This is a genomic window from Proteus genomosp. 6, from assembly GCF_040139785.1.
Lineage (GTDB): Bacteria > Pseudomonadota > Gammaproteobacteria > Enterobacterales > Enterobacteriaceae > Proteus.
Map to the genome: position 1 here is coordinate 237,783 of NZ_JBEEVJ010000004.1, position 21,158 is coordinate 258,940.

Genomic DNA, 21,158 nt, shown 5'->3' on the forward strand with positions numbered 1-21,158 from the left:
CCATGCTAGATTTACTCCTACAGCCTTTTGAATATAACTATATGGTGAAAGCGATTTGGGTGAGTGCCTTAGTCGGTGCTGTCTGCGCTTTTCTTTCATCCTATCTTATTTTGAAAGGTTGGTCGTTAATGGGGGATGCCCTTTCCCACTCAGTTGTTCCCGGTGTTGCAGGGGCTTATATATTAGGTTTGCCTTATGCAGTTGGTGCTTTTTTTACGGGTTTGCTTGCCGCATTATCAATGACATTTATTCGTCATATCACACGCCTTCGTGAAGATGCCGTTATTGGTTTTATTTTCTCCACTTTTTTTGCCTTTGGTCTGTTGCTGGTTTCGCTTAAACCGACAGCCGTCAACGTTCAGACCATTATCCTCGGAAATATTTTAGGTATTGCTGATGAAGATGTATGGCAAGTTGTGATTATTACAGGTGTCTCTTTCTTAGTTTTATTTTGTATTTGGAAAGACTTGCTGGTGGTTTTTTTTGATGAAGTTCATGCAAAATCAATCGGTTTATCGCCACTAAAATTAAAAATTATCTTTTTTACTCTTTTGAGCGCATGTACTGTTGCGGCTCTTCAAACTGTTGGCGCCATTCTTGTCATTGCTATGGTAGTGACTCCTGGTGCAACGGCTTATTTACTCACAGACCAATTCAAACGACTTGCCATTATTGCTATCTGTATCGGCACAATCACAAGTGCAGTAGGTGCTTATCTTAGCTACTTCTTTAATGGTGCAACAGGTGGTGTGATTGTCACAATGCAAACATCACTCTTTTTGTTGGCTTTCTTATTTGCTCCTAAACACGGTATGTTAGCCGCTCGCCGTCGTGCTCGTCAGAGTTCACAACAGTTGATTACACAATCTCATCAGCATAAAGGATCAACAAAACCAGAAGAGGTGAAACTATGAATGAGTTGTTGGCGTTTTTCATTGAGCCTTTTCAATACCCGTTTATGCAACGCGCTATTATTGCAGCCATTATCATAGGTATCGCCTGTGCTATTTTATCTTGCTATATGGTATTAAAAGGCTGGTCTTTGATGGGAGATGCAATCTCTCACGCTGTTTTACCCGGAGTTGTTCTTGCTTATGTCACCGCAATCCCGTTAACAGTAGGCGCCTTTCTTTCAGGTCTATTTTGCTCTTTTGCCACGGGTTATTTAAAAGATCACAGTCGCATTAAAGAAGATACTGTGATGGGAATTGTGTTCTCAGGTATGTTTGCAGTGGGTTTGGTCATTTTTGCCAGTGTCGATACAGACCAACATTTAATGCATATTTTATTTGGTAATATTTTAGGCATTACACCTGATGTATTAACTCAAATTAGTATTATCTGTGTAATCACCATCACTATCATGCTTGTTAAGCAAAAAGATTTTATGCTTTATTGCTTTGATCCTAACCAAGCAAGGATTATTGGTTTACCTGTCACATTATTGCACTATGGATTGTTGTCTATTTTGGCATTAACTATTGTTGCTTCAATGCAGGCTGTTGGGATTATTTTAGTGGTCGCCATGCTTATTTCACCGGGGATCACCGCGTATTTATTAACACGCAGTTTTTCACGCATGATTATGTTAGCAATTGTATTTTCTGTCGCATCTAGCGTTATAGGAACATTTATTAGTTTCCATATTGATGGAGCAACAGGCCCATGTATTGTGCTAACGCAAGCTGTATTCTTTATTATTGCGTTACTCTGTAATCAGATAAAATTGGCAAAAATAAAGCGACAAACAAAACCCGCTAACGCCTGATAATATTCTTTATCTTAGCAAAAACGGGATAATCATCCCGTTTTTTAGCTTTATACTTTATTGGTTTAATTAAAGTGTTATTGTCATAGTATAAACATCGCTCGTTATTATTTTATTTGGGTCTACTAAGTAAACAACTTTGCGAGGTGTAAGTATGTGGCAGAATATAGGTCGTTTACTGGAATCAAACTTGGGATTTTCAGCAAAGATAAACGAAAAAATCCACCTTTCTAGTGGCGATATTCATCATACATGGAAAATTTATTATGGTGAAACGCCAGTTTTTGTGAAATCTAATTTGCGTGAATTTCTGCCTAATTTTAAAAATGAAGCAGAACAACTCGAAATGTTGGCAAAAAGTCAAACCATTCGAACACCTCGGGTTCTTGGTATCGGTAATAGTAAAGATGCCAGTTTTCTACTCCTTGAATTTTTACCTGTTCAACCATTTACACCTCATAGCGCCTACTGTTTTGGACAACAACTAGCAAGACTACATCAGTGGGAAGATCAACCTAGCTATGGCTTTGATTTCGACACCCAAATCGATACAACACCTCAACTCAATAGCTGGGAAAAACGCTGGAATCACTTTTATTCTGAAAAACGTATTGGTTTTCAGCTACAACTAGCTTCCGAGAAAGGCATGATTTTTGGGGATATCGACGAGATAATTCAAATCATCAATCATCGCCTTGCTGATCATAATCCACAACCCTCTCTGCTTCACGGCAACTTATGGCCTAAAAACTGTGCTGCGATTGGTCAATCAGAAGGTACAGTATTCGATCCTGCTTGTTATTGGGGTGATCGAGAGTGTGATATCGCGATGTTACCACTTTGCACAGCAGTGCCTGCAAATATTTTCGATGGTTATCAAAGCGTTTGGCCATTATCAGATAAGTTTTTATCACGTCAGCCTATTTACCAACTCTATTTCTTCCTCAACCGTTGTAATTTATTTGGGGGCGAAGAAAATTATTTAGAAGTCAGAAAAATAATTGATGACCTATTAGCAACACCTTAATAGGAAAAGAGTGAAATAGCTCTGAGATTAAGATACGTAAACTAAAAAATATAACCTCGCCAGATTCAGTTGTGCGAGGTTTATTTTTCCCTTCAGTTAATATCAATGAACCGTCCTCGTTCACTTTAAAGCAGTATTACCATCCTAAAAATTTCATCAAGAAATAACCTATTGCAATAACAACTAAAGGTGACAGATAAAGCACCATAATTTGAGTAAAGATAGTATGTCGCGGTAATTTGATATTTTGTTGCAACTCCTCAGCCGTCACACCACTTTTCATTGCGCGTTCGATAATAAGCTGATCTTGTATATTTTCTTTCAAATATTTCACTTGGCGATAAATTCGTAATCCTGATGCGCTGAATGCTAAGCCAATAAACATAAAAAGAAAAATGACAAAAAAAGTGATATTTTCTTGGCTAAACCCCATTTGAGTATTAGGGATAGGTGAATTTCTCCAGAAAAAACCTAAAAAAGGTGTGTTAAATTGCACCATTTCCGCTAATACACGAAAAAAGTCATTAATTACGGCATTTACACCATCACCACTTGGGCGTTGTATTGCAGCCAACCCTGTCAATGATACGGCTGTCGAAATAAAGGCAGGAATAAAAATAAGCCAGCCAAGTACACGCTTTAAAATGGCATACAATCCTGCATATTGATAACTCATCACATCCTCACTAGTAGAATTCGTCAATATTTATCTGTTTTGTTTATCGTAGTCTAATTAACGGCTAATACGACAATAAATTAATAGTAGCTATTCTCTCTATTTATTTTACAAAATAAATAAGAAACTGATTAAAAAGATTTTCCTTGTAACTCTTGCTACAATCGCCACTCGACAACATAGACCTTATTTATGGAGAGTAACATGTCTTTTAAATTCCCTATTGAAGCTGCAATATTTGATATGGATGGTTTATTAATCGACTCTGAACCATTTTGGCAGCAAGCAGAACATGAGGTCTTTGCTGAATTAGGCGTCGATTTATCCCTTGCATCGGCAATGCCCGATATGGTTGGGTTAAGAATAAATGAAGTCATTGATTTATGGTATAGAGCATCACCTTGGCAAGACGTTTCAAAACAAGAAGCAAAACAAAAAATGGTTTCTCGTGTTGTCAAATTGGTTGAAGAAACAAAGCCACTATTACCGGGTGTTGAATATGCCTTAGAGCTTTGCAAATCATCGGGGTTAAAAATTGCACTTGCTTCAGCATCTCCTGATTTTATGCTTGAGCGTGTACTTGAGTTGTTTAATATTCGTCATTACTTCTCAGCCGTCGTGTCTGCTGATGAATTACCACACAGCAAACCACACCCTGAGGTTTATCTAAACGCAGCTAAAGCACTTAATCTTGATCCTATCCACTGTGTCTCATTAGAAGATTCTCGCAATGGTATGATTGCTTGTAAAGGCGCAAGAATGCGCTCTATCGTTGTACCAGCAACAGAACAATTTAATGATAAACAATGGGGCTTAGCTGATGTAAAAATTGCATCACTCAATGAGCTAACACAACTGCATTTATTAGGCTAATTTCCATAAATAAAAAGGATATCTTGCCTTGTCAGATATCCTTTTTGTTCTATTTTTAATGTTTATCGCCTCGCGAGCCATTTTCTACTTTTAAGTATTCCTTTTATATATTTTGCTTACTGCCATTCGCTGTTATCTCACTTTTTAGTTTCTTATCCTAAATTCGATCATTTTTAAATCAATCAAATAAAATATCCCCGTTATTCCTTAATATTTAAGACAATTTTTATCTTTTTTGTCTGTTAGTTATCGTCAAAACCTTTTATACTTCATTACTGTATAAATGAACAGCAAACGAACAGATATGGAATGACAGCAGAAGGACATCTACTTTTTTCTGTGGCAACACTTGTGTTAGCACAGAAGCTTGAAATAACGCCAGCTCTTGCTGATGGTGATTGGTTTCACATGATCCCTGCTGTCTTATTAGGCTCACTTCTACCTGATTTAGATCATCCTGGCTCTATTCTCGGACGATTATTCCGTATTATTTCTCTGCCGCTATCAAAGCTCTGTGGTCATCGAGGTTTTACGCATAGTTTACTTGCGTTTTGTGGTTTAGCTATTTTGTGGGAAACCCAAGTTTCACCACGTTGGGATATTTCTGCCGATATCTTCCATGCCCTTTTATTGGGTTATCTTAGTCATCTCATTGCAGATATGTTAACTCCCGCTGGCGTTCCTTTCTTGTGGCCTTTGAAAATACGTTTTGCATTACCTATTTTAGGTAAAAAGAATAATAAAAAAGGCGAGAGATTTATCTCTGTTTTGATCCTTGTTGGCGCACTTTTTTTACCTCCACACCTTACTGTTACACTGCCTTCGCAAGTCAACAACTGGTTACAGATGTACCACGATAAGCGCACTAATTTTTAACACCCCCTGACAAAACCCTACATTTTTCTATTTATTTATAAATTCTTACATCTTTTTATGCCTACTTTCCTTGTTTTTATAACCAAACGATTATATAAAATAATAATTAATTATAAAAAGTTATTAACAATCCTGTTACCATATAACGAATTGATGCTGTTATATCCTTTCTTATTACCTAAGAACTCATATCGCATCCAATCGTTGAAATTATATAAATAAAGATCTCGTTGGAGAGTTAAGATGAATTTTCCGTTAATCATTAACGTACTCGTCTTTGTTGTGCTATTACTCATCTTGGCTAAATTAAGTCAACGTCAGTGGAGCCTTTCAAAGAAAGTTCTTGTTGGTTTAGTTTTTGGTGTCGCTTTTGGACTAGCACTACACGCATTTTATGACTCACACGATCCTATTATTAAAGAATCTATTCTTTGGTTTAATATCGTGGGCAATGGCTATGTACAGCTGTTACAAATGATCATTATGCCATTAGTATTTGCCTCTATTCTTAGTGCTGTAGCTCGTTTGCATCAAGCATCATCACTAGGAAAAATCAGTGGCCTAACTATTGGTACACTGTTATTTACCACCGCTATTTCTGCCTTAATCGGTATTGTTATTGCTAACCTATTTGGCTTAACAGCAGAAGGCTTAGTACAAGGTGAACAAGAATCACAGCGCTTAATTGCGCTTGAACAAAATTACATGGGCAAAGTTTCTGACTTAACGATGCCACAGCTTATTTTGTCATTTATTCCTAAAAATCCATTTGCTGATTTAACAGGTGCAAGCTCAACATCGATTATTAGCGTTGTTATCTTTGCAACTTTCTTAGGCATGGCTGCATTGAAATTATTCAAAGAAGACCAGCCTCGTGGTGAGAAAGTTTTAGCCGCGATTGATTGCCTACAATCATGGATCATGAAGCTGGTTCGCATTGTTATGATGCTAACACCTTATGGTGTAATGGCTCTGATGACTAAGGTTGTTGCAAGCTCAAATATGCACGATATCATTCAATTAGGAAGCTTTGTTGTTGCCTCTTATGTTGCTATTGGCTTAATGTTTGTTGTTCATGGATTACTGGTCAGCTTCACGGGTTTAAACCCTATTAAATTCTTCAAAAAAGCGGGACCTTTATTAGCATTTGCATTTACAAGCCGCTCAAGTGCTGCAAGTATTCCGTTAAATATTGAAACTCAAATTAAACGTGTTGGTGTACCTGAATCTATCGCAAGCTTCTCATCGTCTTTTGGTACAACCATTGGTCAAAATGGTTGTGCGGGTATTTACCCTGCGATGTTAGCTGTTATGGTTGCGCCTACCGTGGGAATTAACCCATTAGATCCAATGTGGATCGCAACTTTAGTGGCTATCGTGACTGTTAGCTCTGCTGGTGTTGCTGGCGTGGGTGGTGGTGCAACATTTGCAGCCCTTATCGTTTTACCTGCAATGGGCTTACCAGTGACATTAGTTGCTCTGTTAATCTCAGTAGAGCCGTTAATTGATATGGGACGTACAGCATTAAACGTTAGTGGCTCAATGACAGCGGGTACAATCACCAGTCAAATTATGGGACAAACGGACAAAGCAGTCTTCAACCAAGATGAAGAAACTGAACTTACCGTAAAATAAACGTTATCTACCTCTATTGATAAAGCCAGTTCATTTGAACTGGCTTTTTTTTGTATCTATATTAAGTTACCTATCTTCTATCTATGCAATTCACCAATATCAATAAAAAACCTATAAATATAACAAGGTAAAATCGTGCAAAAAATTATGCGAGTTTTACGTAAACTCTATAAATATGAAAATAGCCAATATGATCCAGAACGCCAAGTTTCACTGTATCCCCTTGATGTTCTTTCAGACAAAGAACAAACCTTGTTATCTGAGGCCAATTGGCAACCTAATATCATAGAAAAATTTGCTGATCACACTGATGTTATTTCGAAATTAAATAGCTTAAAGAATGATCCATTACTCACCCAAAAGCGTTGCTTAGATGCTTTTGTTGCGGGTGTTGGAGGCAGTTATCTTAGAGGTCGTTCTGTTCTAGGGGCTTTTCATAAATTACAAAATCTGCCATTACATAATTATGAAGAAAAACCTCAATATGCCTGCTGTTGGGTTTGTAGTGATGGGGATCAGCAAAAACATATTAATGACAGCTATTTTCAATATTGCCTCTATTACGGTAATTCTTATACGGGCAATCCTTCCTATGCTTACTTGAATTTAAAACATCTACTGACCGTCGCTCCAGTCAGTCCAACACTCGCAGATAAAGAGATCTTTAAGCAATTACTCCATTTATTACGCCAAGCTCCTGAAGATGAAACTCCGGGTAAGTTTGAAAAGCGGTTAAATGAAGCTAAATTAATTTCTGGTGATAAATATACCAAACGAGGTATTTTGCACTCACTTGCCTTAGTTGGTGTTATTCCCAATGCCTATATTCCATTATCTTTGGATCATTGGGCTAATTTCGGCGATATTACCATTGCAGAAAATCAACTTAATAACACAAAAGGTCGCTCTGATATGGAAATGCCGTGGGCGGGCTGGAAAGGCAGTCTTAAAATTGATGAGGAAAAAATGGTGACATACTTTGGCGAGTATTTAGATTAAAGCCCTATTCTTCACAAATAGAAAGCGCTCAATATTTTCATATTGAGCGCTTTAATTTTTTGAGAGTTGGCGATTAAACTCTCAATCTTATTTCAGATACTCACCATTGCGCAGTGCTTCAATACGCTTATCTAATGGCGGGTGAGATAAAAATAACTCGCTGAATGACTTATTACGGCCATTAATACAGAAAGCCATCATGCTACTTTCTTCTTGCGGCTCGTAACTCGTTTTCAAACGTTGTAATGCAGCTATCATTTTCTCACGGCCAACAAGCTTTGCAGAACCAGCATCCGCATGGAATTCACGATAACGAGAGAACCACATTGTAATAATGCTGGCAAGAATACCGAATACAATTTCCAGAACCATTGAAACTCCCATATAGACCCATGGGTTTCCATTGCTATTTTCACTCTCTTCATCATTAGAAATAAAGTTAGCAACAAATTGAGCGATGATACGAGAAATAAAGATAACGAAGGTATTCACAACACCTTGCAGCAAGGTCATGGTTATCATATCACCATTAGCAACATGGCTAATTTCGTGGGCAATAACCGCTTCTGCTTCATCACGGCTCATACTAGCTAACAAACCAGTACTCACGGCCACCAGCGAAGCATCACGACGAGCACCTGTCGCGAACGCATTAATATCAGGTGCGTCATAAATTGCTACTTGTGGCATTTTAATACCGACTTGTTCAGATTGTCGTCTTACCGTATCTAATAACCAACGCTCTACTTCTGAAGTTGGGTTTTCAATAACTTGACCACCCACTGAACGTAATGCCATCCATTTTGACATTAATAGTGAAATGAATGCACCACCAAAGCCAAATAAGCCTGCCATGATCATCAAGCCTTGAACACTACGACCTTGTATACCTGTTAAAGATAAGATGATCCCAAAAACAAACATAACGGCTAAGTTTGTTAACAGGAATAAAGCAATTCTCATCATATTGATACTGTTCCTATTTTATCTAATTATCACATTGCTAAAGCTGTCTTATAAATAAGGCTTTTTCAGATTTTATCAAGCCTTTTAACTTATTTAATATTAAAAACGATATAACTTTACATTTTGATAAAAAAATAGCCAGTGAACACCTAATATTAGGCATCATTTAAAACTTAAATATAAAGTGTGATTGATAATAGATGATATGAATTTTCTGTTTTGTCGAACGGAAGGAATTTATTTAAGAAAGGCTTGTATTGTTTAATATCATAACAATGGGTTTACCATAAAAAAACAGCGCAAGTTGGCATATAGACGCCATCTTTTACGATAATCGATAGAGCAGCTATCTCTGTATTTTTATGCACGACTCACAATGTATGCAAGTCGTGCATCTGATACGAGCAATAAACTCAATTAACGCTATAGATTACATTTTAAAACGATATGTTGTTGTCATAGAGCCAGACAATGAGTGAGCTCGTTGTGAGTGACCATCATAAAGTTTTGGTGTGGTATAGTCGTTTTCTTGCTGGTGGTGCCAGCCAATACCACCGCTTAAAGAAACAGAAAGATTTGCGGTTGGTTTCCAGTAGCTAAATAAACCAAACTGTCCTTGTTTTAATCTTTCGCCAGAATAGCTGAATTCACTATAGTTGGTACGCGCGCCAATAGACAGCTCTTTGCTAACTCTGTATTCAGCTTCCAATGCACCCATAACCTCACCATCACGTACATAGTCGATATCTGCGTAAGCTGGTGAGTTAAAGCGTCCACGGGTATTACCAATTGGGTTACGAGCAAATTGACCAACACCATTAGCTTTTTCTGCATCGGTATACGTCACGCCTGTACGTAATGTCCATGGTGACTCAGGAATACGCCATTCCATAGTACCTGCAAAGTGCCATGCGTCATTATCAAAGTTACGTTTACCCTTATTGGCATCACTTAATGTACGTTTACCATCACTGCCGTAATCATGATAATAAACAACACCGCCAACAGTAACATCTGAAGTTAATTTATATTTTGCTTCTAAACCATGTTGACGGAATACATCATCCGCTTGACCATAGAAATAAAATACTTTTAACGGTTTGGAGTTGTAGTTAATGCCACCCGTAAGAACATGATCGATATTATGTCTAACACCATTACCATCACTGAAATACATTCTGTCGATATTTGGGCTATCACGACGCATTACTTTTCCGTCAAGGAATAGTAAATCTAAGCTCCAGTCGCCCATTGCTGTATTAGTTGCATAACCATTGTAGCTGTTTAATGATAAACGCTGTGAGTTTGTAAAAATACCGGTATTTTTCAGTGTAAACCACCCTGCTTTACCGTTAATTAATACAGGATCTAAATCGAATTTAACTTTTGCAAAACGTTGACCAATTTTGTTATAGCCTTTTGCATCGCCATCATCATTATATAAAATTGCACGAGAGGCGAAGTCTTTACTTGCACCTAATTTGATACCACCATAATAAGAGACATCAAATCCTAGAATGCCACCTAAATAACCTGATCTGAAATCAGCTTGGAAGTTTTGCCCCCAGGCATTAGCAACTTGCTTTCTGTAGCGTTGCTCTTCTTTATCAAAACGGTTTTCAGTTTTCAAGTATTTCCACATATTGATTGTAGAAAGTTCAAGTTCTGAATCTGAAATAAACGCACTTTCTTTAATTGAGTCTTCCCAATTCGCAGCATTAGCAGCGCTTACCGCTAAGAAGCAAGGAGACAACATAAACAATACTATTTTTTTTACTTTCATTTAAATGCAACCTGGTTAATAAATATTTGAATTAAGTTATACTGACTTATATTCAGCAAGTTTAATAAAACACCATTTCTTTATTTAGCTAAAAAATAACCTTTGATTAAATTTATAGTTGCACCATTTTCAAGCAATAGAGTCATTTTTTGGCGTAAAAAATCCAATATGGATATCTCACCATATTTATATTCACTTATTTTTTTGCAATAAAATCCTATAAGCAAATTATAGATTATTTGCCTTTAGTCATTATCCCTTACGTAGAGAACCTTACTCTGAAAATATATTATTTTAGTTATGATATGTTGCTCTAAAAATATATTTTTGAACTTATAGAATAAAGATAACTCATCATTTAGGTAAGATTTTAGCTAACGCGTCAATATCCAAAAATGACGCAAATATTTCATAATCTGTATACTATAGTAATCTTATGTCAATTTTAGAGATCATTGTCACAACATGTTACATTTATTACAATAGATATGCCTTCAAATGAGATCTTAATCACAATAAATAATCCCTTTATCTTTTCATTCCACTTATTAGATAAGAAACTCACTTCTTATCTAAAAATTAACCTAGTATTCTCTCTATAGCTTACAAAACTTATTCAAGATATATTTCGAATTAAAAATTAAGTGACATAAAGTAAAATTTAAATATCCATTTATTAATAATTATTTATATTACTGGTAACTTAATATAGTGAATAACTAAAAATATGAAGGGTCCTATCCAAGAAGATATTATTGGTTTTGTTAAGAAGATTTTTGATGAAAAGCCTGATGAGCATTGATTGGCAATGATAATCTTATATCTTGATCAATATAAATACAAAACCCCCCAGCAATTGGTTATCCAACTATTGGGGGGTTACTTTAAGTATCCGTTGTTATAACTGATAACTTAATTTAATAATTTCTTAGGCTTAAGCACTTTTGAGAGATCAACCGCGATTGCAGCAGTTTCATCTAAATAAGGATCTGGCCCCTCATAATCCTTAGGCAAATCATCGAGTGATTTCAACGCAGGCTTACCCTCTAATTTAAAACGCTCATTAATGCGGTTTAATTTAATGGCTTCCAGCTCTTTGTTTTCTTTCTCTCTTTCAGCGAAGTTTAAGATAACAAATTTATCTTCACCTTTTGCTTTAGCATCGTTATAACGCTGAATATCAGTAAAGATGTATGAAAACTCTCTGTCATTTGCAATACGCTTAGTATGCTGTTCAGTTAATGGTGCTAACGCCGCTTTCAGCTTGTCTGAATACTCAGATAGCTGATAGCTTGCTGGAGAGATACTATCCCAAGGCAATGCGTTATCTTCAAAACTTTCACCCATTTCAGCACTATCAAAGCTTGGTAACAGCAAATCAGGTGTTACCCCTTTAAGTTGAGTACTACCACCATTAATTCGATAGAATTTTTGAATAGTGTATTGCACTGAACCTAAACCAGGCCAATCAGGGCTTAGCATTTGATCGTAAACACGGGTTAATGGGCGATATTGCTGAACTGTTCCTTTACCGAACGTTTGCTCACCGACAATTAATGCTCGTCCGTAGTCTTGCATTGCAGCAGCAAAAATTTCAGAGGCAGAAGCACTAAAGCGATTCACGATAACAACCAGTGGCCCTTTATAATACACGACATCATCTTTATCGAAATCTTGTCGTACACGACCATTATTATCTCTGACTTGCACAACGGGACCACTTGGAATAAATAATCCTGAAAGTGAAATCGCCTCGGTTAATGCTCCACCACCATTGCCACGCAAATCAATGACTAAAGATGAAACATTATCTTTCGCCACTTTTTGTAACTGTGTTTTTACGTCATTGGTTAAGCCAACATAGAAGCTTGGAATATCCAAAATTGCAACTTTATCACCGTTAATTACTTTTTCAGTTAGCTTAACAGCTCTGTCTTCTAAACGGATTTGCTCTCTGACTAAAGTGATTGTTCTTGGTTTAGCGCCTTTCTCATCAGAAATAACTTCTAATTTTACTTGGCTACCTTTCGGCCCTTTAATCAAAGCAACGATATCATCAAGTCGCCAGCCGACAACATCAACCATCGTTTTATTTTGTTGCCCTACAGCAATAATTTTATCGCCAACTTTCAACTCTTTGCTTTTTGCAGCGGGACCACCCGTTACCATAGAGTTGATCATAGGATAATCATCATCCATCTGTAATACAGCGCCAATGCCTTCTAAGGATAGACTCATTTCAGAATCAAAGGCTTCGGTATTTCTTGGTGATAGATAACTTGTATGAGGATCAATTTCGCGGGCGAATGCCGACATAATGATTTGGAAAACATCTTCGCTTTGGCTTTGCGTTTGACGACGTAATGCAGCTTTATAACGCTTAGTGAGTGTCTCTTTAACTTCGCTATCTGTTTTTTCAGATAGTTTCAGCGTTAGCCAATCATATTTTACTTTTTCATCCCAAAGTTTATCTAGCTCAGCTTGAGTTTGCGGCCACGGCGCTTTTGTTCTATCTAACTCAAACTTATCTTGACCAGTTAAATCTATGGGTTTATCTAGGCGGTTTAAAGCATATTGAAAACGTTCAAAACGTCTTTTTTGCGCTAAATTAAAAAGATCATAAAGGGGCTGAAGCTCACCTTTTTTCAGATATTCACCTACTTTGGTTTTTTCTTTATCAAATTGGGCAATATCTGATGCTAGCAACACATTGTGGCTATAATCTAATAAATTAAGATAGCGATTAAAAATCTTTTCAGAAAAGCTCGCATCTAGCGAGAACTGACGGTAATGAGAGCGTTCAAAACGAGAGGTTACTCGCTCGCTCACGGTAGAATGCTGTGGCTCTTGCTTTAAGTCGGGTAACTGATCAATAGTTACCATTGCTGGAGTGGCTGGTTTTTCAGCCATCACAACAGAAGTGCCTGTTAACGTTAATCCGATTGCAAAAGCCACATTTAAAAGTTTGTTCATGCTCTGGTTGGCCTCCGTATCAGAACTTTAAATGTTCCGTGCGTACATTCATTGCCAAACCGTTAGGCAATTGTACACGTACACCCTCTTTCGCTATCTCTAGCACTGTCGCGTCCATCACGCTGCTACCAACGTTAACTTTCAGCGATTGACCAACAGTAAGAACTGATGTGTCTTTCACTGGAATTAACTTTTCAGTATTTTGGCGTGGTGGTGCTTTACGAGGTGCTTGAGTCGCTTTTTGAGGACGAGGCTGCCGTTTTTCACCCTCTTTAGGTGGCTGACGACGCGTATTATTTGGCTTTTTCGCTGCCGGACGTTTGCTGGTCTCCTTATCACCTTCAGCTTCGCGCTTCTTAGCACGTTGTTCTGCTCTCTGAGCTTGAACGCGCGCCTTAGCTTCTGCTAATTGTGTACGAGCATGTTCAATATGCTCAGCTTCCAGTTCGCCGCAGTCATTACCATTCAAATCGACACGTTTTGCTCCTTCTTTAACTCCATAAAGGTAGCGCCAACTTGAGGTATATAAGCGTAATGCCGAACGTAACTGTGTTTTACTCAGTTGAGTTTCATCTTTTAGATCTTCAACAAGATCTTGAAAAATGCCAACTTTCAAAGGGCGAGCTTCGCCCTCAGCGATAAAACACTTAGGGAAACGTTCAGCTAAAAAAGCGATGATTTCTTTACTACTATTCAACTTAGGTTGATTTTCCATGAAATTTCCTGATTACAACGGTTTTGCCAACCAGCGCAGGCATGAACAAGCGACATTATAATAGTGTTGCCAACAATTTCTATGGCAAACGCCTGTTAACTTACACAAAATTCACAATATTTTGCTGTATGACAAGTTTTTAAATGCTCGCAGAGCACGTCACACAACGCTTTAAGCCCATTTTCATCTTTTTTATCAAAACGATCAAAAATAGGACTATCAATATCGAGAACGCCGATAATTTGTCCATTTACTTCTAACGGGAGAACAATTTCAGACTGACTTGCACTGTCACAAGCAATATGACCACTAAATTGGTGAACGTCGCTTACTCTTAAAATTCTGTTTTCAGAGTATGCAGTTCCGCAAACTCCTTTCCCAAAACCTATTCTGACACAAGCAATTTTGCCTTGAAATGGGCCAAGGACTAATGAATCACCATCATTAAGATAAAACCCAACCCAATTTATCGTATCTAACTTCTCGTAAAGAAGCGCGCTGGTATTAGCAAGTGATGCGATAAGATCATTTTCACCAGACAACAAGGCTGACAAATTATCAGTGAGTTCCTGATAAAAAAGCGATTTTGGCATCATTAAACCCTATTTGCGTAACTAAAATAGATAACATACTCGTAATTTAGCCTATTTTATCTTGAGGTTGAATACTCCATTTTCAAGAATTGGGTAAAAAAACGATAATATTCACTTAACACCCACAAAAAAAATCAGACACTTTGTATTGTAAAATGAAAGGCATAAATATAATAAAAATGATAACTTGTGAACCATTGAGTATAGGTACTTTTTTTTAGCTTAATCAAACGATAACTCTTGAGAAAACCAACTTAGGCGAATTAACGAGCAACATAGTGAACAATATCGCAACAAAGGAAAAAAAATCAATACGCTGTCAGGAGTGTGATCACCTCGTGACACTACCTCTCACATTGAAGCGTGGAGAGGATGCCTATTGCCCACGTTGCCAAGCCAAACTCGCATCTTATCGATATTGGTCATTAACTCGTCTACTTATTCTCTCTATTACAATGCTTATTTTGGCATCAATAGCATTTACTCAGCCACTAATTAAAATTCATCTATTAGGCACGATGATAACGGCGAATGTGCTTGACGGTATTCGCATGATGTCAGAGCAAGGCTCTCCTCTTACAGCAACGATGGTAGCTTTTTGTGCTATTGCTGCACCACTTAGCCTCCCCATCGCTATTTTATATCTTCATTTAGGATCTCGCTTACGCCTTAATCTTCGCCCAGTCTTATTAATGTTAGGGAAATTAAAAGAATGGGTAATGTTAGATGTCTATTTGATTGGTCTTGGTGTTGCAACAATAAAATTAGGTGATTATGCAACCGTCTATATTGGCAATGGCTTAATTGCTTTTGTTTCTTTAATGATACTCAGCTTATTAATGCTAATTAACATTAATATGGACCAACTTTGGCAACGCTTTTATCCACAAAAAGAAATAGAAAAAAGCCCTGCGACTTGCCATGCTTGTCATTATCATTTTAAAAGAACACCATCAACACACTGCCCACGTTGTAAATCTTGCTATACCCCAAGACAACCAATGAGTTTACAAAAAACATGGGCGGCATTAATTTCAGCAATAATTTTACTCATACCTGCAAATTTATTACCTATTTCTATTTTCTATTTAAATGGTCGACGTAGTGAAGACACTATTTTTTCAGGTGTGCTTTCCTTAGTGAATTCAGGCAATACTCCGATCGCAGTTATTGTTTTTATTGCCAGTGTTTTTGTGCCTTTTTTCAAAATTATAATTATGCTGGGCTTATTATTAAGCATTCATTTTAATTCTCGTATTGACCCCCTACTTCGAATGAAACTATACCGTTTTGTCTCTTGGATAGGTCGATGGTCAATGCTTGATCTCTTTGTGATTGGGCTGATGATGTCATTGATTAATCGAGATCAATTGATGACTTTCACAATGGGACCAGCGGCTTTTTATTTTGGTACTGCGGTTATTCTTACTATCCTTGCCGTTGAATGGTTGGATAGTCGTTTACTATGGGATACTTATGCAACAAGAAGAAAACGACGTTCAGGACACACAAGCCCAAATACGCCGTAAGCGTAAAATTTCGACATTTTGGCTACTCCCTGTTATCGCCATTTTTATTGCTAGTTGGTTGCTTTTCCAACATTGGCAAGATAAAGGCGTACAAATCACGATTGATTTTCAATCCGCATCAGGAATTGTCTCTGGCAGAACACCTATTCGTTATCAAGGCGTTGATGTGGGTCTTGTTAAAGATGTCACTTTAAGCGATGACTTACGTCGAGTTATTGTTACAGCTGATATCCGCAAAGATCTCGCGACTACACTGCGCAAAAACACACAGTTTTGGTTAGTTACACCTAAAGCCAGCCTTTCTGGCGTATCTGGGCTCGATGCTTTAGTTGGTGGTAACTATATCAGCATGTTACCGGGTGACGGTGAAAAGCAGTTTAAATTTATTGCTCAGGAAGTTCGTCCTCAAGCTAATATTGATAAAAATCAGCAGTTAATAACGCTAACGACAGAGAAACTGGGATCACTCAATGTTGACTCTCAAGTTTATTATCGCCAAGTTCCTGTTGGTAAAGTATATAGCTATGCGATTCGCCCTGATAATCAAGGCATTTTTATTGAACTTAGTATTGATAAACAATACGCCCACTTAATTCGCCAAGATAGTCATTTTTGGAACGTCTCGGGCTTTCAAGGTAATTTCAATTTAAAAAGTGGCGTATCAGTGAAAATGGAAAGTGTTTCTGCTTTAATCAATGGCGCAATTGCGTTTGATTCCCCAGAAAACAGCCCTCCAGCACAAGAAAACCAGCAATTTGTTTTACAATCAGCAACCTCCGTAGATGCGGGTAAAGCAATATATGGCGAAGATGGATTAATCATTTCTCTAACCAGTGAAGAAAGTTGGGGCGTCGATGCAGGACAACCTATTCTTTTTAGAGGAATTACTATTGGACAAATCATTCAGCGTAATATGAGTGATGATGGGGTTATTTTTGATGCAATTATTGCCCCTGAATATAAACATTATATTTATGAAAATAGTAAATTTGTTGCCAATAGCCGAATTAACGTCAATATGGGTCTAAATGGCATTGAAGTTCAAGGTGCGACACCTCAAGAATGGCTTGAAGGAGGCATTCATCTTATTCAAGGTACTAAAGGAACACCTAAAGAACAGTATCGCCTTTATCGTAACGACTTTTTTGCTAAAGCCAGTGTTGATGGTAATGAATTACCCGTGACACTCACTTTAAAAGCATCAAGCCTTCCTGGGATACAAAAAGGTTCAGTGGTTCTTTATCATCAATTCCAAGTCGGTGAAATTACTGATGTTCGACCTTTGATGGATGAATTTGATATTGATGTTTATATTTCAAAGCAATATCGCCATCTGCTTACAGAAAAGAGTGTATTTTGGACTGAAGGGGCAGCTAAAGTCTCTGTTAATGGCTCAGGATTAACTGTTGAAGCAACACCACTAAATCGCGCATTAAAAGGCGCAATCAGTTTTGATAATTTCGAAAATATCAATAATAACGTTTCACGTTACAAACTCTATCCATCAGAAACTAGCGCACGAGCTATCGGTGCTCAAATTACTTTAAAAACATATGACGCAAGCAAACTCTCTGAAGGAATGCCTATTCGTTATTTAGGCATTGATATTGGACAAGTCGAATCATTAATCCTTTCACCAGATAGAAAAGCAGTGACTGTATCTGCTGTTCTCTACCCTGATTATGTCAAAACCTTTGCGAGATCAGGCAGTCGCTTCGCTGTTGTTACTCCCGAATTAACAGCATCAGGATTAGATAACTTAGATTCACTTATACAACCTTATATTAAAGCAGAACCAGGCAATGGTGGCGTATATCGTCAATTTGAATTGCAAACATCTAACATTACAGACTCACGCTATCTCGATGGATTAAACCTTGTGTTAAATGCCACTGAAGCGGGTTCGGTACAAATTGGTACACCAATTTACTACCGTGGTCTTGAAGTTGGCGCCGTAACAGGTCTTGAACTAGGAAACATGTCTGACAGAGTATTAATTCACATCCGTATTAGTAAAAAATACCAATACCTAGTTCGAAATAATACTGAGTTTTGGCTCTCATCGGGATATAACTTCTCGTTTGGTTTAACTGGCGGCGTTATTCGTAGTGGTACATTCAAGCAATTTATACGCGGGGGGATCACTTTTGCAACCCCCCCTTCCACACCATTACAAGCGAAAGCAAAACAGGAACAGAATTTCATTTTAAATGATAAAGAACCCAAAGATTGGGATGAATGGGGAACAGCAATACCTAAACCTTAAAAATTAGACAATTCTGCCCTATTTCAGATAATTTATTTAAAGCGGATCACAAAAAATGATCCGCTTTTTTTATTTCCAAAAAATATTTTGGAAATAGATTCCATTTATACTATGCTTAATTTTGTTCGGTCAAAAAGCATTCTTTAAAATAAATGCCACCAACAAAACACAACAGAACACAACACGACATCGCTTAATCCGGAGTTTTATTATGAAAAAGACAACGTTGAAAATTGCTTGCTATGAAATTGAAGATATTACTTTGAAACACTCTTCTGATAACCAATTAACTTATATTCATATTCCATGTGATTATGACAAAGAGTTTTGCATGCAATTAGATGGATGGGATGAAAACACAAGTATTCCAGCCCAATTAAAAGATAAAAATATTCTGCTTTATCGTCATGCTTATGATAAAGATAATCACCACTGGATCTTAAAAGTGGCATAACGAGATGCTAAAGCGAAATAACATAAAAAAAGCCAGATAAATCATTTATCTGGCTTAGGGAAATGGCTCATTGCGAGCCGTGCGCTAAAAAGTAATTGTTGATTACTGCATAAACAAAAATCGAGGACTAACTCAGACTTTTCTATCTCACAACCTACTGTTAAATATTAGCTAACAATATGTAAAGATCCAGTAAACACCCTAGTAGCACACCATTTTCTATTCAAAAAATCTTTGCTTTTAATTTTTATTATTTAAATCAATACGATAAAAATAAAAAATCTTAGCCATATTATCAATCACTTGATTAATTACTCTCACAGAGCAACTTAATCGCATTCTGTATCACTTCTACTGATTTTTTCTTTTCAGGTGCATTAGGATCTGGCAGTAAAATAACATCAATTAACTGTGCTTTTACTTTCCCACTTTCCATTTGTTTCATTGCAATTTCATTAAGTGGATACTGCATCAGTGTTGCTGGATTAATCACAAACCAAGCACCATCAGCACGGCAATTGAGCATCACTTCTTCTCGAGTAAATGGCCAATCGTCACCAAATTGAAGTTTACTGACCGTTGAAATAGGTGCCGCCGAGAATGCTTGAAAAGAGAAAAGCATTAACATTCCCGCTAATAAAAAACGTTTCATGTGGATGTCTCACTTAAGAAATTAGGTTTTTTCGATTATATAACAATCTATACGGGTGAGTTAATCGCAAAGATGGCTACAGTAAAAATAACCATTGTTCCAAGTAATAGTTCAAACCAACTATTTACTAGCAACCATTGAAAGTTATTTTTCTTACGGATATGAGGAACTAAGACATAACGATTGATTACAGCTAGGCCAAGCATTAACACCACTAAGCTAATTTTAAGCCATAACATACTTTGATATTCAGATGATAATTGTACTGCTGGCCATTCTGGAATTAACATAACGGCACTGATAACACCAGTAATAATAACCAATAAAACAGCAATATGACCAAAAAGTGAAAACCGCTTCATTGTACTAATGATAGGTTTGATCATTCCATCTGCAAGCTCGTCTTTATTCCGTAAAAATTGCAAACAAGCGACAAATGGCCATAAACCACCAAACCAATAGGCAGCACTAATAAGATGAATACTTTGGTTAACTTTGTAAAATATCGCTTCTGATCCTGCAAACATGGCACCATGACCAATTGATGCATGTAAGATCAACATAATTGAAGCAACAATTAATAAAGAGAAGTTACGTATATAACGTTGGTGTATAAATAAAACGGCTAATGCAACGGTTGCTAATACCAATTGCCATTGCCAAACTTGACCAAATGAAGTACCTAATACCGCTTTCCATATTTCGAATGACCAAGCGTCTTCCCATCCATTTCCCATAATACCAGATTGCACAACCATCCATAAATAAGTCGTAATAAAGACAGTGACAGTACTAATGGCTAATGCAGGGCGCAAACGGACTTGAATAAGAGGAATGAACTTATCTTTTGCAAGAATGGCAGCCGAGAAGCTCAGTCCGAACAGAAACATGACTGCCACGAAATGGAAAAAACGGCATAAAATATAAACGTCTTCAGGTGTCATTATTTTACACTAAATTGATAAGAACCTTTTGTCTTGTGCCCATCAACAGAAACAACGTTCCAATTAACTAAATAATTACCTTCTGCTAAATCACTTTCTAAAGGCAATAATAATTTAGTGTTGTTAACAGGATCTAAACTCAGTTTTCCTACGGTAATTTCTTTACCGTCGCTATTAGTGACTTTAATTTTGCTAAAGGCTAATTCAATACCTTCAGAAAAGTCTAGTGTGATAACTTTAGGCGCTTGCGCTTGTTCAATAGCAGCACCTTCAGCAGGTAACTGTGATTTTAAGTGTGCGTGTGCTAATGCTTGTTGGTATGACATACCAAGGAATAAAACAGCAATAGCCGATAATTTACCCCAAGATGTCTTAAGTGTATTTAATGACATAATAACCTCTTAAATTACAGGTGATTTTTTTATTTAT

19 protein-coding genes are annotated in these 21,158 nt (G+C 37.1%); 10 read left to right on the forward strand and 9 right to left on the reverse strand.

The window, feature by feature from the left end:
- Window positions 1–2 precede the first annotated feature (2 nt).
- The 3 genes from ABN212_RS07090 to ABN212_RS07100 all read left to right on the forward strand — a co-directional run bounded on the left by ABN212_RS07090 (window position 3) and on the right by ABN212_RS07100 (window position 2,795).
- On the forward strand, window positions 3–914 hold the full coding sequence (locus ABN212_RS07090) for a metal ABC transporter permease (protein WP_099073583.1): 912 nt from the start codon (window positions 3–5) through the stop codon (window positions 912–914).
- Entirely contained in the window at window positions 911–1,768 is an 858-nt protein-coding gene (locus tag ABN212_RS07095) for a metal ABC transporter permease (protein ID WP_198619644.1), read from the forward strand. Before ABN212_RS07090 ends, ABN212_RS07095 begins: the two co-directional genes overlap by 4 nt.
- Window positions 1,769–1,922: 154 nt before the next feature.
- Window positions 1,923–2,795 carry a fructosamine kinase family protein gene (locus ABN212_RS07100; protein ID WP_109372525.1) on the forward strand — a complete coding sequence of 291 codons (873 nt, stop codon included), beginning with the start codon at window positions 1,923–1,925 and terminating at the stop codon, window positions 2,793–2,795.
- A gap of 136 nt (window positions 2,796–2,931) precedes the next feature.
- Here ABN212_RS07100 and ABN212_RS07105 read toward each other — a convergent pair whose 3' ends face one another.
- Window positions 2,932–3,471 carry a YniB family protein gene (locus tag ABN212_RS07105; protein WP_109372526.1) on the reverse strand — a complete coding sequence of 180 codons (540 nt, stop codon included), beginning with the start codon at window positions 3,469–3,471 and terminating at the stop codon, window positions 2,932–2,934.
- Between the two features lie 204 nt (window positions 3,472–3,675).
- Between ABN212_RS07105 and hxpB the strand changes: the two genes are divergently transcribed.
- The 4 genes from hxpB to ABN212_RS07125 all read left to right on the forward strand — a co-directional run bounded on the left by hxpB (window position 3,676) and on the right by ABN212_RS07125 (window position 7,854).
- Complete coding sequence (gene hxpB / locus ABN212_RS07110; protein WP_198625548.1) at window positions 3,676–4,344, forward strand: hexitol phosphatase HxpB; 669 nt, start codon at window positions 3,676–3,678, stop codon at window positions 4,342–4,344.
- Window positions 4,345–4,653: 309 nt separating this feature from the next.
- Window positions 4,654–5,220, forward strand: coding sequence for a metal-dependent hydrolase (locus tag ABN212_RS07115; RefSeq protein ID WP_198619647.1), 567 nt, complete (start codon window positions 4,654–4,656; stop codon window positions 5,218–5,220).
- Between the two features lie 243 nt (window positions 5,221–5,463).
- A complete protein-coding gene (locus ABN212_RS07120; RefSeq protein WP_349443037.1) occupies window positions 5,464–6,855 on the forward strand; it encodes an L-cystine transporter in 1,392 nt (463 codons plus the stop codon).
- Between the two features lie 135 nt (window positions 6,856–6,990).
- Window positions 6,991–7,854, forward strand: a complete 864-nt coding sequence (locus ABN212_RS07125; protein WP_349443038.1) for a hypothetical protein — start codon at window positions 6,991–6,993, stop codon at window positions 7,852–7,854.
- 87 nt (window positions 7,855–7,941) lie between these two features.
- On the opposite strand, the gene htpX is transcribed toward ABN212_RS07125, so the two are convergent.
- The 5 genes from htpX to ABN212_RS07150 form a co-directional block, all read right to left on the reverse strand.
- On the reverse strand, window positions 7,942–8,820 hold the full coding sequence (gene htpX, locus ABN212_RS07130; RefSeq protein ID WP_088495802.1) for a protease HtpX: 879 nt from the start codon (window positions 8,818–8,820) through the stop codon (window positions 7,942–7,944).
- Window positions 8,821–9,250: 430 nt separating this feature from the next.
- The gene (locus tag ABN212_RS07135) at window positions 9,251–10,603 is read right to left on the reverse strand and encodes an OprD family outer membrane porin (RefSeq protein ID WP_198619649.1); all 1,353 of its coding nucleotides are present in this window, start codon (window positions 10,601–10,603) and stop codon (window positions 9,251–9,253) included.
- Window positions 10,604–11,515: 912 nt separating this feature from the next.
- On the reverse strand, window positions 11,516–13,576 hold the full coding sequence (gene prc, locus ABN212_RS07140) for a carboxy terminal-processing peptidase (RefSeq protein WP_109372531.1): 2,061 nt from the start codon (window positions 13,574–13,576) through the stop codon (window positions 11,516–11,518).
- Between the two features lie 19 nt (window positions 13,577–13,595).
- Complete coding sequence (proQ, locus tag ABN212_RS07145; protein ID WP_023582406.1) at window positions 13,596–14,291, reverse strand: RNA chaperone ProQ; 696 nt, start codon at window positions 14,289–14,291, stop codon at window positions 13,596–13,598.
- A gap of 95 nt (window positions 14,292–14,386) precedes the next feature.
- Window positions 14,387–14,884 (reverse strand): GAF domain-containing protein, encoded by a 498-nt coding sequence (locus ABN212_RS07150; protein WP_088495806.1) that lies wholly within the window; start codon window positions 14,882–14,884, stop codon window positions 14,387–14,389.
- A 278-nt stretch (window positions 14,885–15,162) separates the two neighbouring features.
- Here ABN212_RS07150 and yebS point away from each other — a divergent pair, with 278 nt between their 5' ends.
- The 3 genes from yebS (at window position 15,163) to ABN212_RS07165 (ending at window position 19,133) form a co-directional block, all read left to right on the forward strand.
- Window positions 15,163–16,413: a membrane integrity lipid transport subunit YebS gene (yebS, locus tag ABN212_RS07155; RefSeq protein ID WP_198619650.1), complete on the forward strand. Its 1,251-nt coding sequence runs from the start codon at window positions 15,163–15,165 to the stop codon at window positions 16,411–16,413.
- Window positions 16,361–18,679 carry a PqiB family protein gene (locus tag ABN212_RS07160; protein WP_198619651.1) on the forward strand — a complete coding sequence of 773 codons (2,319 nt, stop codon included), beginning with the start codon at window positions 16,361–16,363 and terminating at the stop codon, window positions 18,677–18,679. The genes yebS and ABN212_RS07160 overlap by 53 nt, the downstream gene beginning before the upstream one ends.
- A gap of 211 nt (window positions 18,680–18,890) precedes the next feature.
- The gene (locus tag ABN212_RS07165; protein ID WP_023582410.1) at window positions 18,891–19,133 is read left to right on the forward strand and encodes a DUF1480 family protein; all 243 of its coding nucleotides are present in this window, start codon (window positions 18,891–18,893) and stop codon (window positions 19,131–19,133) included.
- 307 nt (window positions 19,134–19,440) lie between these two features.
- On the opposite strand, the gene ABN212_RS07170 is transcribed toward ABN212_RS07165, so the two are convergent.
- From ABN212_RS07170 to copC, 3 genes are read right to left on the reverse strand one after another with little or no spacing between them, the layout of a single operon-like run.
- The gene (locus tag ABN212_RS07170) at window positions 19,441–19,785 is read right to left on the reverse strand and encodes a YebY family protein (protein WP_109372534.1); all 345 of its coding nucleotides are present in this window, start codon (window positions 19,783–19,785) and stop codon (window positions 19,441–19,443) included.
- 47 nt (window positions 19,786–19,832) lie between these two features.
- Entirely contained in the window at window positions 19,833–20,729 is an 897-nt protein-coding gene (gene copD, locus ABN212_RS07175) for a copper homeostasis membrane protein CopD (protein ID WP_349443039.1), read from the reverse strand.
- The gene (gene copC, locus ABN212_RS07180) at window positions 20,729–21,121 is read right to left on the reverse strand and encodes a copper homeostasis periplasmic binding protein CopC (RefSeq protein ID WP_023582413.1); all 393 of its coding nucleotides are present in this window, start codon (window positions 21,119–21,121) and stop codon (window positions 20,729–20,731) included. Before copC ends, copD begins: the two co-directional genes overlap by 1 nt.
- Window positions 21,122–21,158: the final 37 nt, after the last annotated feature.

Excerpts from the sequence above, each read along its gene's own strand:
- ABN212_RS07090 (WP_099073583.1), top strand. The coding sequence starts at position 3 with ATGCTAGATTTACTCCTACAGCCTTTTGAATATAACTATATGGTGAAA.
- ABN212_RS07095 (WP_198619644.1), top strand. The coding sequence starts at position 911 with ATGAATGAGTTGTTGGCGTTTTTCATTGAGCCTTTTCAATACCCGTTT.
- ABN212_RS07100 (WP_109372525.1), top strand. The coding sequence starts at position 1,923 with ATGTGGCAGAATATAGGTCGTTTACTGGAATCAAACTTGGGATTTTCA.
- ABN212_RS07105 (WP_109372526.1), bottom strand. The coding sequence starts at position 3,471 with ATGAGTTATCAATATGCAGGATTGTATGCCATTTTAAAGCGTGTACTT.
- hxpB (WP_198625548.1), top strand. The coding sequence starts at position 3,676 with ATGTCTTTTAAATTCCCTATTGAAGCTGCAATATTTGATATGGATGGT.
- ABN212_RS07115 (WP_198619647.1), top strand. The coding sequence starts at position 4,654 with ATGACAGCAGAAGGACATCTACTTTTTTCTGTGGCAACACTTGTGTTA.
- ABN212_RS07120 (WP_349443037.1), top strand. The coding sequence starts at position 5,464 with ATGAATTTTCCGTTAATCATTAACGTACTCGTCTTTGTTGTGCTATTA.
- htpX (WP_088495802.1), bottom strand. The coding sequence starts at position 8,820 with ATGATGAGAATTGCTTTATTCCTGTTAACAAACTTAGCCGTTATGTTT.
- ABN212_RS07135 (WP_198619649.1), bottom strand. The coding sequence starts at position 10,603 with ATGAAAGTAAAAAAAATAGTATTGTTTATGTTGTCTCCTTGCTTCTTA.
- prc (WP_109372531.1), bottom strand. The coding sequence starts at position 13,576 with ATGAACAAACTTTTAAATGTGGCTTTTGCAATCGGATTAACGTTAACA.
- proQ (WP_023582406.1), bottom strand. The coding sequence starts at position 14,291 with ATGGAAAATCAACCTAAGTTGAATAGTAGTAAAGAAATCATCGCTTTT.
- ABN212_RS07150 (WP_088495806.1), bottom strand. The coding sequence starts at position 14,884 with ATGCCAAAATCGCTTTTTTATCAGGAACTCACTGATAATTTGTCAGCC.
- ABN212_RS07160 (WP_198619651.1), top strand. The coding sequence starts at position 16,361 with ATGCAACAAGAAGAAAACGACGTTCAGGACACACAAGCCCAAATACGC.
- ABN212_RS07165 (WP_023582410.1), top strand. The coding sequence starts at position 18,891 with ATGAAAAAGACAACGTTGAAAATTGCTTGCTATGAAATTGAAGATATT.
- ABN212_RS07170 (WP_109372534.1), bottom strand. The coding sequence starts at position 19,785 with ATGAAACGTTTTTTATTAGCGGGAATGTTAATGCTTTTCTCTTTTCAA.
- copD (WP_349443039.1), bottom strand. The coding sequence starts at position 20,729 with ATGACACCTGAAGACGTTTATATTTTATGCCGTTTTTTCCATTTCGTG.
- copC (WP_023582413.1), bottom strand. The coding sequence starts at position 21,121 with ATGTCATTAAATACACTTAAGACATCTTGGGGTAAATTATCGGCTATT.